Annotated in this window: 11 protein-coding genes; all 11 read right to left on the bottom strand. The window is 61.0% G+C overall.

Annotated elements, in window-relative coordinates; all coding sequences use genetic code 11:
• Position 1 precedes the first annotated feature (1 nt).
• Positions 2-1,471, bottom strand: coding sequence for an efflux transporter outer membrane subunit (locus tag ACIOYV_RS25780; RefSeq protein ID WP_401328204.1), 1,470 nt, complete (start codon positions 1,469-1,471; stop codon positions 2-4).
• Positions 1,468-1,941 carry a MarR family winged helix-turn-helix transcriptional regulator gene (locus ACIOYV_RS25775; RefSeq protein ID WP_401328201.1) on the bottom strand — a complete coding sequence of 158 codons (474 nt, stop codon included), beginning with the start codon at positions 1,939-1,941 and terminating at the stop codon, positions 1,468-1,470. Before ACIOYV_RS25775 ends, ACIOYV_RS25780 begins: the two co-directional genes overlap by 4 nt.
• Positions 1,942-2,139: 198 nt before the next feature.
• Entirely contained in the window at positions 2,140-3,459 is a 1,320-nt protein-coding gene (locus ACIOYV_RS25770; protein ID WP_401328248.1) for an OprD family porin, read from the bottom strand.
• A 192-nt stretch (positions 3,460-3,651) separates the two neighbouring features.
• Positions 3,652-4,485, bottom strand: coding sequence for a phosphodiesterase (locus tag ACIOYV_RS25765; protein ID WP_401328198.1), 834 nt, complete (start codon positions 4,483-4,485; stop codon positions 3,652-3,654).
• A 25-nt stretch (positions 4,486-4,510) separates the two neighbouring features.
• Positions 4,511-5,542: an ABC transporter ATP-binding protein gene (locus ACIOYV_RS25760; protein WP_163913736.1), complete on the bottom strand. Its 1,032-nt coding sequence runs from the start codon at positions 5,540-5,542 to the stop codon at positions 4,511-4,513.
• Positions 5,539-6,333, bottom strand: a complete 795-nt coding sequence (locus ACIOYV_RS25755) for an ABC transporter permease (RefSeq protein ID WP_163913734.1) — start codon at positions 6,331-6,333, stop codon at positions 5,539-5,541. The genes ACIOYV_RS25760 and ACIOYV_RS25755 overlap by 4 nt, the downstream gene beginning before the upstream one ends.
• A complete protein-coding gene (locus ACIOYV_RS25750; RefSeq protein WP_054053935.1) occupies positions 6,330-7,190 on the bottom strand; it encodes an iron ABC transporter permease in 861 nt (286 codons plus the stop codon). Before ACIOYV_RS25750 ends, ACIOYV_RS25755 begins: the two co-directional genes overlap by 4 nt.
• A 9-nt stretch (positions 7,191-7,199) precedes the next feature.
• Positions 7,200-8,204, bottom strand: a complete 1,005-nt coding sequence (locus ACIOYV_RS25745) for an ABC transporter substrate-binding protein (RefSeq protein WP_401328194.1) — start codon at positions 8,202-8,204, stop codon at positions 7,200-7,202.
• On the bottom strand, positions 8,188-9,207 hold the full coding sequence (locus tag ACIOYV_RS25740; protein WP_290026427.1) for a LacI family DNA-binding transcriptional regulator: 1,020 nt from the start codon (positions 9,205-9,207) through the stop codon (positions 8,188-8,190). Before ACIOYV_RS25740 ends, ACIOYV_RS25745 begins: the two co-directional genes overlap by 17 nt.
• A gap of 183 nt (positions 9,208-9,390) precedes the next feature.
• Positions 9,391-13,059, bottom strand: coding sequence for a translocation/assembly module TamB domain-containing protein (locus ACIOYV_RS25735; protein WP_401328191.1), 3,669 nt, complete (start codon positions 13,057-13,059; stop codon positions 9,391-9,393).
• Positions 13,056-14,783 carry an autotransporter assembly complex family protein gene (locus tag ACIOYV_RS25730; RefSeq protein WP_401328188.1) on the bottom strand — a complete coding sequence of 576 codons (1,728 nt, stop codon included), beginning with the start codon at positions 14,781-14,783 and terminating at the stop codon, positions 13,056-13,058. Before ACIOYV_RS25730 ends, ACIOYV_RS25735 begins: the two co-directional genes overlap by 4 nt.
• Positions 14,784-14,821: the final 38 nt, after the last annotated feature.

Here is a 14,821-nt window from a genome sequence, read left to right as displayed (position 1 = left end):
ATTAGTTGTTCAGCTTGGCTGGAGCTGGATTGGCCGAGGCGATGGTTTCGGCCTGGAAGCCGCCGCCGAGCGCCTGCATCAATTGGATCGACAGATCGATCTGCTCGGCATTCAGGTTGGCCAGCTGACGCTGGGCCTGGAGCAATTGCTGTTCGATGCTGAGCACGTCCAGGTAATTGCCGATGCCGGAACCGTAGCGCTGGACCACGGTGTTGTAAGAGTCCTGGGCAATCTCGGTGGCGTGCTGCTGGGCACCAATCTGCCGGCCGATATCGCGCAACTGGTTGATGGTGTCGCTGACATCCCCCAGCGCCTTGACCAGGCTCTTGTTGTACTGCGCCACTGCGAGGTCATAGTCGGCGTCGCGGGCATCGAGGTTGGCGCGCAAGCGGCCGCCGTCGAAAATCGGCACCGAAATGGTCGGGGCGATATTGAAGAAGCGACTGGCCGAACCGAACATCGCGTCACCCAACAAGGATTCAGCACCGGCGGCAGCCGTCAGGTTCAAGTTGGGATAGAACTGGGTCTTGCTCGCGGCGATGTCCTTGCTCGCCGCTTCGACCCGCCAACGCGCAGCCACCAGATCCGGGCGACGACCGAGCAATTCCGCCGGCAACACCGACGGCAACGCCACGGCGCTGGCCTGGAGGATTTTCGGTCGAGCAATTTCATTGCCGCGATCCGGGCCTTTGCCGAGCAGCACGGCCAAGGCGATTTTTGCGCTGTTCAGGCGTTTTTCCGCATCGATCAGGCTGGCTTCGGAGCTGGCTTCCAGGCTTTCGGTTTGCTGGAACTGGTACTGGCTGTCGATCCCGGAACTCAGGCGACGCTGGCTCAGGTCGAGCATTTGCTTGGTGCGCTTGAGGTCTTCATTGGCCAGGTCATAGACGATGTGCGCCTGCCCCAAATCGCTGTAGGCGCGGGCGACGTCGGCGGACAAGGTCAGTTGCGCGGCTTGCTGATCGACTTCGGCGGCGCGGGCCTGGCCCAACGCGGCTTCCCAGGCGTCACGCTGACCGCCCCAGAGGTCGAAGTTGTAATTGAAGCTGGCGCTGATATTACGCACGGTGGCGTAGGCATCGCCCTGCCCGCGTGGGTCCTGATCCTTGGCCAGGCGCGAACGGCTGACACCGGCGCTGGCATCGAGGGTCGGCATCCGATCGGCGTCGGCGGCATACGCGGCGGCGCTGGCTTGGTGGGCGCGAGCTTCGGCGATCTGCATGTCCGGGCTGTCGTGCAGGGCTTCGCGGATCAAGCCGTCGAGTTGTGGGTCGCCGAGGCTTTTCCACCAGTCGCTTTTCGGCCACGCCGCTGGCGACAGGGTCACGCCGCTGAGGGATTGTCCGGCCTTGAGGCTTTTCGCATCGACGCTTTTGCCTTCGGTGTGCAAGCCACTGTAGCTGGCGCAACCGGCCAGGATCATGGCCGACAGCACCAGGCTCAGGCCGGTACGCAAGGTTTTACTGCTCATTTGTCACCTACCCGCAGCAGGGTGATCGAGTCACCGGCTGCCACCAAGATTTTCTTCAGGATCTGTTCCAGGGTGCTCAACTCGTCCGGCGTGATGGCGCCGGCCAGTTCATTCATGGCGTCGGCGCCGATCTCCGGCAGACGGTCAGCCAGTTGCTGGCCTTGTTCGGTCAGCACCAGTTGCACCTGTCGGCGGTCGGCCTCGGAGCGTTGGCGAGCGAGGAAACCTTTCTGCTCCAGACGATCGAGCATGCGCGTCATCGAACCGCTGTCCAGCGACAGGTGGCGGCACAGCTCGGCCGGGGTATCGACGCCGAACTGGGCCATGATGATCAGCACTTTGAACTGCGCGGCAGTAATGCCGTGGGGCTCCATGTGCGTGTCGATGATCCGGTCCTTGAGCAGCGCGGCACGGCCGAGCAAAAGGCCGAGATGGCAATGCTTGAATTGTTCCGGGGTGAAATGCTTCATCTGAACACCAATTAGCTGCCTAGGCAGAGAATGTATGTCGAGATGTTACTGCCTAGGCAGCGAATGTCAACGCAATAGTTAGGATGCTTTGTATTTAGCGGATAAATGGCGGGGAGAACGGGGAGGCAAATCGTCGACTGGATCAGGTTCACGCACGCAATCGTGAACCTGTCCGCCGATAGGCTTTGAGCCGGGGGCTTACATCAGAGGAATGGAATAGCTCACGATCAGGCGATTCTGATCCTGGTCGCGGGAAATATCGCTGCGTGACATCGCATTGCGCCAGCCGAAACCGACGTTCTTCAACGCGCCACTTTGAATCACATAATCCAGGGAGATATCTCGCTCCCATTCGCTTGCGTCCTTACCGCTGGCGGTCTGAATGTTGTCGCCCTTGAGGTACATGACTGACGCCTTCAGGCCCGGAACGCCCAGTGCAGCGAAGTCGTAAGCGTATTGCGTGAAGGCGGTTCGTTCGCCGGCCTGAATGAAAGTCTGAATGGTGCGATCGGTGTACAGATAAAGACTGGCGCCGCCCTCGCCTTTGCCCACCAATCCACCCTGATTGAGTTGCGCAAAGTTGCTGTCATCGGAAACGCTTTGATAACCCGCGGTGATGGCATGGCCGCCTAACGAGTAAATGAACGCAGCACTCCAGGTATCGTTGTCGATTTCACCCGTCCCGCCCTTGGTGTAACCACCAAACTTGTAGCCATTGACGCGACCGGCGGCACTGCTGTTCTTGCCATCGGAGGTGGTCTTGAAATAACGCAGGTCGGTTTTCAGCGAACCGTATTCACCCAATGGCAGTACATGCAATAAACCGGCGAAGTGCTGTTGGTAATAGTCTTCGAGATTGGCGTAGTAATACTGGGCCGTCAGGTCTTTAGTCAGTTTGTAATCACCGCCGGCAAAGGTGAATTTATTGCTTTCCTGAGTGGCACCCGCCACCGCAAGGCCGGCGCTGTCGCTGGAACCGCGGCCAGTAGCATGTTCAAGTTGGCCGGCGGTAAAGGTCAGGTTATCGAGTTCATTACTGGTGACCTGCCCGCCTTCAAAGGTTTGCGGCAGCAGTCGGCCATCGTTCGCCACCAGGATCGGCAACTTCGGCTGCAAGGTGCCGTAGCGCAACTCGGTCTTGGAGAAGCGCATCTTTGCCGTCGCGCCGACACGGCCCCACTGATCCGCGGCCTTGGCGCCATCGCTGGGGATCATTGAACTGCCGACATGCCGTCCTTCACCGCTATCGAGCTTGATCCCAAGCAAACCGATCGCATCCAGACCGAAGCCCACAGTACCGTCGGTAAACCCAGACTGATAGTTGAGCATGAAGCCCTGGCCCCACTCTTCGGTTTTCGACGGTGCGGCGGCACCGTCGCGGTTATCGTTATTGAAATAGAAGTTACGCAAGTTCAGGTTGGCTTTACTGTCATTAATGAAATCAGCAGACGCCAAGGGACTCAGGGCCATGCCCAAACCGCCGGTCAAAAAACTTAATACTTGAAACGAGGCTTTCATCAGGGCGAACTCCAGCGCAGAAGCCATGTTCTGTGCGCAGTAAAAAGACAGCAGGAAGCGCCGGGCCCACCAAGGGGTCAGCCCGTGCATTAAGTCATCATTGAGATAAACGTCGTGTAACCGTACTTAAGTGGCCGTCGTTAACACCTCCCCAAGTTCAATAAGGACAGCATCGTCATCGTCCTGGTGTTATCAGTCGATCAATCCATGAACGTCATAAAACGGATAAGGTCCGGCGTATTCTCCGAACACGGCGTTGTGGGTAACCAGACCGTGTTGCGGATGCCAGCGATGCACCAGGTAACCCGCCGGCTCCAGATTGAAATGTGCCGGCGCGGAGGCCTCCAGATCCAGCACGATCTGGTGGGAAGTGCCGGGGCACACACAACTCAGTGAGCCGCCGAAGCGGCGCTGCATCGGCCGATGCAGATGCCCGCAGAGCAAGCGCTCTATCTGCGGATGGCGAGCGACGAGCGCTTCCAGCGCGGCAGCATTAATAAACGACTCTCGGTCCATGTGGCCGATACCGGTGACAAACGGCGGATGATGCAGAATCAACAGCGTCGGTACATTGGGCCGACGGGACAGTTGCTCATCGAGCCAGCGCAACTGGCTGTCCAGCACCTGACCGCCATGCGCGCCCGGCCGGGTCGAGTCCAGCCCGATCAGGCGCACCGGGTGATCCTCGACCACCCAATCGAGCGGCGCATTGGCGTCCGTCGGCAAATAGCGGTGATGGGTAAATCCCGCGAGTAACTGCTCGCGATCATCGTGATTACCGGGTACCACGTAGACAGGCATGTGCAATCGCGCCAGTTCGCGCTTCAACACCGCGTATTCATCGGGACGGCCGAAATCCACCAGGTCGCCGCTGATGACCACGATGTCGGGGCGCGGCTGGCTGGCATTCAAATGATCGACCGCGCGCCGCAACGCGCCCAGGCAATCGACCACGCCGTAGGTCAGCTTTTGATCGGCTTTAAGGTGCAAATCGCTGATCTGCGCAACAAGAAACGGACTGTTCAAAATAAGTGCTCTTAAACAAAAAACATTACGAATGCAGGGTGAACAACACGTGCGGTTCGATGGCCAGGGCAATCAGCGCGCCGGTGGCGTGGATGACGCCGTCAGCGCTGTCGACCAACAATGGCTGTTCAGCCCCGATGTCCACCAACAGGCGGCTTTGCGCCCCCTGGAAAAACTGCCCGACCAGACGACCGCGCACATGCCCGGCACCGTCCATCACCCGCAAATGCTCAGGACGGCAGTACACCGTCTTCGGCACGGGAATGCCCTTCCAGGGCAACTCGCCGCCACTGACCTTCAAGCCATGGGCGGTCGGTTCGATCACCGGGAATGCATTGAGGTTGCCGACGAAACTGGCGACAAACGCGTTGGCGGGTTGCTGATAGATGTCTCGCGGCGTGGCCAGTTGCGCGACGCGCCCGCGCTCCATGACCAGAATTCGATCCCCCAGCGCCATGGCCTCGCCCTGGTCGTGCGTCACAAATACCGAGGTAATGCGCAAGCTGCGCAGCAGTTGATCCAGCTCGCTGCGCAGCCGTTCGCGCAGCTGTGCATCCAGCGCCGCCAACGGCTCATCAAGCAGCAATACCCGAGGCCGCGGTGCCAACGCTCGGGCCAGAGCCACCCGCTGACGCTGGCCGCCGGACAACTCATGAATACGGCGTTTGCCGTGATCCTGCAGGCCGACCAATTCCAGCAACTCGGCGCAACGCTTGTTGCGTTCGGCGGGCGACAGGCCTCTTATCTTCAGGCCGTAAACAATATTGCCGGCCACGTCCAGGTTCGGAAACAACGCGTAATTCTGAAACACCATGCCCACGTCGCGACGCTCGATGGGCAGGCGTGTGACGTCGCTGTCGGCAAAGAAAATCTGCCCGACATCCGGGCGCTCAAGGCCGGCGATCATGCGCAACGTGGTGGTTTTACCGCAACCGGACGGGCCAAGGATCGCCAGGGTTTCCCCGGCCTCGATGGTCAGGTTCAAATCGTCTACAGCGACTGTGCCGTCAGAGAACGCCTTGCGGCAACCCTGCAGGCGAATAGTGGTTCCGGTCATCGACGCTCTCCACGAGAAAGACGGGCGCTGATGGCCTGCAACGCAATCAGCAGCGGCACGATCATCAACAGAAATATGAGGGTGTAGGCGCTGGCCACTTCCAGCCGCGCCGAGGCATAGCTGTCGGCCAGGCCCACCGGCAAGGTCTTGGTCATTGGCGTGTGAAGCATCCAGGTCAGGTTGAACTCGCCCAGCGACAGGGTGACGACCATCAGCACCCCGGCCAGTATCCCGGCCCGGCAATTGGGCACCACCACACTGAAAAAGCGCTTGATCGGCCCGGCACCCAGGCTCGCCGCCGCTTCTTCGAGCGTCGGCAGTTGCTGGCGCTGCATCACCGCCATTACCGGGCGTACCAAAAACGGCAGAGTGAACAGCACATGCCCCACCAGGATGAACAGCCAACTGCGGCGAAATTCGCCAAATTGCCCATAGGTCAGCAGCAGCGCCAGGGCACTGGCCAAGCCCGGCATCGCCACGGGCAGCACCATCAACTCTTCGAACGCGCGGCTGAAGCGGTTGTTCATCCGCACCAGGGCATAGGCCGCCGGCACGCCGATCAGGCAAACGCACACGGCACAGGCAACCGCCAATTGCAGCGATAACCAGACCGTCGGCGAGTAGGTTTGCCAGACCTGAATCAACCAATCGAACGTCAGCCCACTCGACACCCCGACGAAGTAATTGCGCGTCAGCCCCGCCAGCAACGACATCAGCACGGGCACCAACATGAAGGCACAGACCAACAGGGTAAAAACCAGTTGTGCGATAAACAGCGTTGTTCGTTTCACAAAACCGTCCCCGACTGTTTGGCCACGCGCCGTGCCAGTAACAGCACCGCCCAGGTGACTGCCCCGAGGATGACTGACAGTGCAGCGGCCACGGTGAAATTGGCATAGTTGGTGAACACGTTATAGATCGCCACGGGAGTCACGTTCAGCCGCGTGCCCAAGGTGAACGCAGTGCCGAAAGCGCCCATCGACGTCGCGAAACATATGGCGCCGCAGGACACCAGCGCGGGCGCCAGCCCCGGCACGATCACGTCGCACACCACCCGCCAATGCCCGGCGCCGAGTGAATGCGCGGCTTCTTCCAGGCTGCGATCGAGGCTTTCACACGCGGCCATCACCGTGAGAATCACCCGCGGAATCGAGAAGTACAGATAACCAATGAACAACCCCGTCAGCGAGTAAGCGAAAATCCAGCGCTCACCCGCCAGCTCCAGTCCCAGCGCGGCAAACAGGCCTTGTCGACCCGCCAGCAGAATCACCAGAAAGCCGACCACCACCCCGGGAAACGCCAGCGGAAACGTCAGCAGCGCAACCAACGCCGAGCGCCCGAAGAACTGTTGGCGAGCGAGAAACACCCCGCTGATGCCACCGACCAACAACGCCGCCAGTGTCACCACCGCCGCCAGGACGCAGGTCTGCACCAGGCTGCCCAGGTATTGCGCACTACTCAGCACTTGCCAATAGCCGCTGTCGCTGCCGTCGCGCCCTTGCCCACCCAGCACAATCAAATGCGCCAGCGGCAACAGCCAGAACGCCAGCAGGACCGCCGCTGCCGGGGCCAGCGCCCAGGCCGCCGTCGGTCGCCAGCGCTGCAAAACATCACGGCGGGGCGAGGCCTCCAGCGCGTTGAGCTGCACAGTCGTCACTTACTTGACCTCACTCAGATAACGCGCAGCAAAGGCTTCCTGCACCGCCGCCATTTTTTCGTAATCGACCACACCGGCGCGGGCGTAGTCACTGTCTGGCAGGAACTGCGCGGCAACGTCAGCCGGCATCTTCATCTCGCGAACCGGGCGCAGATACGCCTTGGCCCACAACGCCTGCCCCTGGTCGGACAGCACAAAATCCAGGACCTTTTCGGCGTTGGCGCGATGCGGCGCGTTGTCGACCATGCTCATCACGTAAGGCACGCTGATGCTGCCTTCTTTGGGGATCACGAAAGCGACGTTGGCCTTGTCTTTGTAGCGCGCGCGGTAAGCGTTGAAGTCGTAGTCGACCAGAATCGGCAGCTCGCCGGAAAGCACCCGCGCATACGCGGTTTGTTTCGGCACAATGGGTGCGTTTTTCGCCAGTTTCTGGAAGTAATCGATGGCCGGCGCGAAGTTATCCAGGGTCCCGCCCATGGCCTGATTGATAGCGACCGCCGACACGTAACCGACGAATGCACTCGACGGGTCGAGGTAGCCGACCATGCCTTTGTACTCAGGCTTGAGCAGATCAGCCCAGCTCTGCGGAACCGGCAAGCCACCCAGCGCATCGACGTTGACCATGATCCCCAACGTGCCGGAATGAATCGCAAACCAGTGCCCCTGCGGGTCTTTCAATCCCGTCGGAATCTGCTCCCAGCCCTTGGGTTTATAAGTCCCGACCACCCCGGCTTTTTGTGCCTGCAAACCGAACGTGACGCCGTAATACACCACGTCCGCGACCGGCGCGGCGTGCTCGGCAACCAACTGCGCAAGGGACTGACCAGAGTTTTTGTTGTCCAGTGGGACCTGCACGCCGGTGGTGTCGGCAATGGCTTTGAGTTGGGTGCCCCAGTCCGCCCATTCCGGCGGACAGTTGTAGCAAATCGCCGTTTCAGCGGCCTGGGCCAGGCTGGCCAAACCGCACAGCCATAACGCTGCCAGGGTTTTAGTGAAGCGGATCATCGAGTGTCTCCTCGTAGGGTTGAGTACTTTCGCCTGGCCGGACATGGCAAGGCAGGCAATGGGAAACCGGGGCGGCGCCAGCAATTTGTGCCAGCAACTGCTCAATGACCGTGCTGGCCAGCGTTGCAATCGGCTGCACCACACTGCACAGCGTGGGGTGCATTTGCGTGCCCAGGGCAATACCGTCAAAACCGATCACAGACATTTGCCGAGGCACATTCCAGCCGTGCCGACGCAGCTCGGCGATCAGGCTGATCGCCAGCAAATCGTTGGAACAGACCAACGCGCTGGGCGCCTGTGGTCCGGACAAAAAAGGTTGAAGGGCGGCGAAATCGGCCTGGGTATGGGCGGGCATTTCGATCACCGGCAAGCTGTCGAGGCCGTATTCACGCATCGCGTCGCCATAACCGGCGTAACGCAAACGGGCACGGTCGGACTGCAATGCCGGGCCGGCGACCATGCCAATCCGCCGATGCCCCGCATCCAGCAAGTAACGCGTGGCCAGTGCCATCCCGGCGCGGTTGTCGACCGACACCGCGCTGTAATCAGGATTGCCCGGTTGGTGATAAGCCAGCACAAACGGCGTGTCCTCGCTGGCGAGGCTTTGCAGCACGCGGTTGCTTTCGGCATCGGTGACCGTCAGCACCAGCCCATCAACCCGCTGGCGCAACAACTCCTCGACCACCGAGCTTTCACGCTCGCTGTTGTAATCGGTGGTCGCCAGCAACAAGTTGTAGCCGCGCAAACGCGCAGCCCGCTCCATGGCCTGGAACTGCTCGGCGAACACCGGGTTGAGAAGATTGGGGACCACCACCCCGATCAGGTTGGTGGTTTGCAAACGCAGTTGGCGGCCGAGGCGATTGGGCCGAAAACCCAGTTCGCGGGCAGCGGCGAAGACTTGCTCGCGGGTCGCCGGACGCACCACTTCGGGGGAGGCAAAGGTCCGCGCGGCAGTCGCCCGCGATACACCGGCCAGTCGTGCAACTTCTTTCAAGTCAGTCATTGTCACTCGCTTGAGATCGATCTCATTGGCGAGGACATTACTCAGCGAACATGGCGTTCACGCGATAAACGAATGACATTTTGATGTCAGGCGCACCTCTGATGACGGCACCGCCCCCCAGCAATGTGGGGGCGGCTTGATCACGAAATGCGCGACTGAGTCTTTCTGGAAGGCGCCGGGAGTTTAGAAATCCCGCTTGTAGAAGATGTCCAGCGAACTGGCCACGCCGCTGGCCACTTCCACGTAAACCTTTTTGCTCAGCTTGTAGCGCAACGCGATGGTACTCGCCGGCTCAAACACGCCAACGCCATAACGCAAACTGAGTTTTTCGGAGATGTTGCCGCTGGCCACCACGCTGGTCGCGTCGCCGCTGCCCTGGGTGTCGAGCTGGAAGTCTTGGATTCCCAAGTCCTTGGCCAGACCGCTGGTTACCCCGGAACTGCCCATCAAGCCCAACCCGAGCGCGGCCTGGGCGAGCATGTTGTTGTCTTCTCCGCTGGTGCTCAGCGGACGCCCCAGCACCAGATACGACAACGCCTGCTCCTGGCTCATCGCCGGTTCGGAGAAGATCTGCGTGGTCGGCTGCTCGGCGCTGCCGCTCAAGCGGATACCGGCGATGATGTCGTCAGTCTGGCGAATCGCTTCGATGTCCAGATACGGCTGATCGAGCGGCCCGGCAAACAGCAGGCGCGCCCGTCGCACCGTCAGGCGCTGGCCGTAGGCGCGGTAGCGACCGTCGTTGAGCCAGAGTTCGCCGCGGGTGTCCATGTTGTCGCCGATGTGCACATGCCCTTGCAGGTTCGCGGTCAGGCCAAACCCGGCAAAACTGAGTTTGTCGTCGCCGACCACCACGTCGATGTCCATTTTCATGGCAATCGGCGGTTTGCCCGCTTCGGTCTGCGCGCCGACGATGATCGTGTCATCGGAGACCTTGACCGTCGATGGCGGCAACTCACGCACGGTGATCTCGCCCTTGGGCACCAGCACTTTGCCGGCGATGGCCAGTTCATCACCCTTCATCGAGATTTTCAGGTCCGGCGCCACTTCAAGCTTGGCGTAGGGCTCGACGGTGACGGGCAATTGCGTGCCTTTGAGCGCCAGATCCACCACCAGCGCCTGGCCCCAGGCGATGTTGCCGTTCAGACTGCCCTGCCCGCTCTTGCCGCTTTTCCAGCCGCCGTTCAGTTGCACGGTTTCACCGGCGATCACCGCTTGCAGCTGCAAGGCTTGCAGCTCCATCGGCAATTCAGCCCCGGACACTTCGCCGTCGCTGAGCATCAGGTTGCCGTTGACCAACGGCGCCAGCAACCCGCCGGACAGCGTGCCGCTGCCATTCAGGCGGCCATTGAGTTTCTCGACCATCGGCACAAACGGCCGCGCCACTGACAGGTCCAGACCGTTGAGACGGAATGAACCGGTCAGCGGTTTGTTCTTCGCCAGCGGGTTGATTTGCGCCTGCACCATCAATTCGCCGAGCTTGCCGCCGACGAAGTTGAGGTCAGTGTCGATGCGTTTGGGCGTGAGTTTGCTGGTGAGCTTCAGGGTCTGGTACGGGAAGTCCAGCCACTGATCCTTCTCTTTCATGCGCAAGGTGCCGCCGCTGGCATCGATGCTGACCTGACCGTTCGGGCCACTGGCCGGCAAGTCCAGTTGCAGATCAGCGTTGAGCTTGCCCTTCCAGGCGAAATCCTTCGGCAACCACTGGGCGAGGCTGTCGATCGGGAATTGCTTGAGGTGATAACGCAACTTCGGTTCCGGCATCAGGCGCTGGTCTTCGCCGCACAAACTGGCCTGGCCGGACATCCAGCAATGCGCACCGAAGTTGATTTTGCCGTCCGCCAGCCGTTCAAGTTTCGCCGGGCCCTGGAGTTTCCAGTCCTGGCCACCGGCCTGAATATCGCCGCTGGCCAGGCGACCGCGCCAGTTGCCTTTATCCAGTGCACCGTCGAGGCCGAGAGCGAGTTTCAGCTGTGGGCCTTGCAGGTCGAGGCTGAGTTTCTGGTTCTTGATATCGCCCTGGCCGCTGGCGGTCAGCGTCCCCAGCGAAGTGTCGCCGGCCTGAATGCCGCTGCCCTTAAGGTCGATCTTCGCCCGTTGCGCACTGTCGAGCGTCGCATCGAGGTTCAGGCTTTGCAGGCGATTGTCTTCGAAGGCCAGTTGCGAGCCTTGCAGCCCGAGCTTGCCTTGAGGTGCCTTGAGCGTGCCGGCGACATCGATCCGGCCGTTGAGCTGACCGCGCAGTTGCGGCCAGAGCTGGGCCAGGCGCGGCAGCTTGATGTCGATCTGCCCGGCAAGTTTCTGTTGCAGGCTGCCCTTGCCGTTGATGCTGTTGTCGCCGAGGCGAATCTGCAACGCATTAAGGTTCCATTGCTCCCCGGCGCCATCGGCCTTGGCCTGGATCACCGCCGGTTGGCCGCGCAGCTTGCCTTTCAAATCGAGGTCGGCGCTCAGGCTGAGCTTCTCGTTCTTCATCTCGCCTTTGCTGCGCAACGGTCCGGCCAAGGTGCCCGGCAACTCCGCCATCCAGTACGCCGGGTTGATTGCCGACAGGTCCAGCGCGGTGTCCCAGGCAATCCCATCGGCAAATTGCAGGTTCAGGTGGCCTTCGGCCTTGCCCTGCCCGGCTTCGAGCTGGAATTGTTGCAGGTAGATTTTCGTCAGGTCGCCGGCGAACGGGCTACTCAGGCTGAACGCACCGGCCGGGCCGTCCAGCGCGGCTTTGAAGTTGCCGAGGTATTTGCCATCGGTGTAGGAAACCTCACCGTTGAAACTGCGTAATGCGACTTGCGGCTCGTCGATCAGCGGATAGAGGCGATGCCACGGGAAGTCCAGCCAGTCGATTTTTGCCTGGGCGCTGAGGCCTTTGCTCCAGTCGAGGTTGCCGGTGAGCTTGAGGCTTTGCTTGTCGTTGGCCGTCAGGTCGAGGCCGGCGATCTGCGCGCCCTTGGCGTCGACCTTGCCTTGCAGCAACAACGCGACCGGGCCTTTTTCGGCGGGCAGCGTGGCTTTGCCGAGCAATTGGTAACCGTTTTTCAGGTCGCCATCGCCGGTGAGTTCCAGTTGATTGAGTTGCAGGGTGTCCGGCAGATCCGCAGCGGGCTTGAAGCCGTCGGCGGTGATTCGCACCTTGGCTGGCAGGTTGTCCACCAGCGGTTGCAATTCGCCGGTCAGTTGCCCGTTGAGGTAGCCACTGCTGTCGGCGGTCAGGTTCAGGGTTTTCAGCAAGTCGCCATCAACCTTCAGGGCCAGCGTCCAGGGCGCGGGCGTCGACATAGTCAGCTTGCCTTCGGCGGTCAACGGCCAGTTGCCGCCGGGTTGCAGCAGGCCGGAGAGATTCAGGCTCAGGTCGTCGCGCTGCAATTGCACGGAATCGATCTGCAAACCCTTCGCGGTCCAGTGCGCCGCCAGTTGCAGGCCCTTGAGTTCTTCGCTGCCGTTGAACAACAGACTGCCGACCTTGACGTCGCCCAGTTCGATCGCCAGCGGCAACTTCAAGTCCGGAAGCGTGATCGGCCCGTTGCTTGCTTCTTCGGTGCCCGGCGGAAATTGCAGGCTGACCTGGTCGGCCTGAAGTTGATCGATGCACAGGGTCATGCGCGTCAGGCACAGCGGCGACCAGGCGAAAATCACCTTGTCCAGCTCAACCCGGCTGCTGTCCTGCTGCCACAACAGATGATCAGCGCTCCACTGCCCGCCCAAACGGCCCTGGAAATTATCCACGCTCAGACCCGGTACAAACCCGAGCGCCCAACGGCTGCCGGTCGCCGTGCCGAGTACCGTGGCCACGGCCAGGACGATCAACATCAGCAGCGCCAGAAGCGCCGCCAGTGAAATTTTCAAACCACGCTTCACAGCTCAGGCCCCATGGAAAAGTGCAGTCGAATGCCGCCGTCGTCGTCCATCGCGTGGGCCAGGTCGAGGCGGATCGGCCCCACCGGCGAGACCCAGCGCACGCCGATACCGACACCGGTCTTGAGGTTTGGCAGTTCGAGTGTATTGAAGGAGTTGCCCTGGTCGATGAAGGTCGCGACCCGCCATTTCTCGGCGATGGAATATTGATACTCGACGCTGCCGGCAATCATGTAGCGACCACCGATGCGATCGCCCTCGGAGTTTTCCGGGGACAGGCTTTGATAGTCGTAACCGCGCACGCTCTGATCGCCACCGGCAAAGAAACGCAAGGACGGCGGCACGGATTTGTAACCGTTGGTGGCGCTGCCGCCGACCTGCACCCGACCGAGAAAACGGTGATTGTCGAAAACGGTGGTCAGGCCTTTGACCAGCGCGGTGCCGTATAGCAGGTTGGTGTCCGAACCGAGCCCTTCCTTGGCCACTTTGGTTTCGAAGGTCAGGCGATAGCCGTTGTGCGGATCGATGCGGTTATCGCTTTTGAGGTACGAATAGCTGACGCCGGGCATCAGCAAGGTGCTCAAGCCCGAGTCATCGCCGAGGGTGTATTCCTCGCGCTGCCATTTGAGCGACACCACCCGCTGCCAGCCGCTCGGCAACTTGCTGTGCCATTCCGGGCCGAGGGTCAGCAGTTTGCTCAGGGAATCGGTGTCGGCGATTTCTTCATATTGATAACCGGCGGCCCAGCGCAGCTTGTCGGTGAGCGGCGGGTCCAGCGGAATGTCGTAGAACACCCCGACGTTCTGCCGTGGCGCCGAGACTTCGGCTTCCCAGCCATAGCTGTCGCCCTGGGGATTGACCCAGTGCCGGGTCCAGTTGGCCTTGACCCGTGGGCCGACGTCGGTGGAGTAACCCAGGCCGAGGCCCATGGTGCGCGGCTTGCGGGTGTCGAGTTTGACCGCCACCGGGATCACATCGTCCTTGGACGCGGTCGGCGCCGCGTCCACGCGCACGCCTTCGAAATAGCCGCTGGATTGCAGGGCCTGGTTGAGTTCGGCGATCAGTTCGGAGTCATACGGCGCGCCGGCCTTGAACGGCACCATGCGTTGCAGCAGGTCTTCATCAAACGGTGTATCGCCTTCGAACGTGACCTTGCCCAAGGCGTAGCGCGGGCCGCTGTTGTAGATCAGCTCAACGTCAGCCACACCGGCGCGGGGGTCCACCAGGAGTTTCTGGCTGGCGAAATAGCCGCTGAAAAAACCGAAGCGCGAGGCCTGGTTCTGGATCAGGCGCTTGGCGTCTTCGTAATGCCCATGATTGAGCACCGCGCCAGGCTTGAGCAGCTCCGGCGGCGGTTTGCGAAAAGATTTGAGGGAGGCGGCAGGCCCGTCGATGCGCACGGTGACGTTGCGCAAATGGATCGGTTCGCCGGGGTCGATCTTCAGCGTCAGGCGCGGCTTCTCGCCACCCTTCACTTCGCTGTCAATCTGCGGCTGGTAATACCCCAAGGCCTGTGCGGCCTTGCGCGCCTGTTCTTCGGCGCCGCGACTGAAGCGCAGCAAAGCCTCCTCGTCACGATCGCCGAGGCTGCCGATATAGCCCTCTATATTGGCTTTCAGTTCATCGTTGGACGGTTTGATCCGCACATCCAATTCACTTTGCGCCAGCGCCGCACAGCTGGATAACAGCATGAGCACGCCACTGGTAAATCTTCCTGGAAACTTCATAGGCGCGGATGCTATCACGAGCTTGAGAGCGTGATAGA

Source organism: Pseudomonas sp. NPDC087342 (assembly GCF_044744265.1).
Taxonomy (GTDB): Bacteria; Pseudomonadota; Gammaproteobacteria; order Pseudomonadales; family Pseudomonadaceae; genus Aquipseudomonas; species Aquipseudomonas nunensis.
This window is presented reverse-complemented; position numbering and strand designations above follow the sequence as displayed.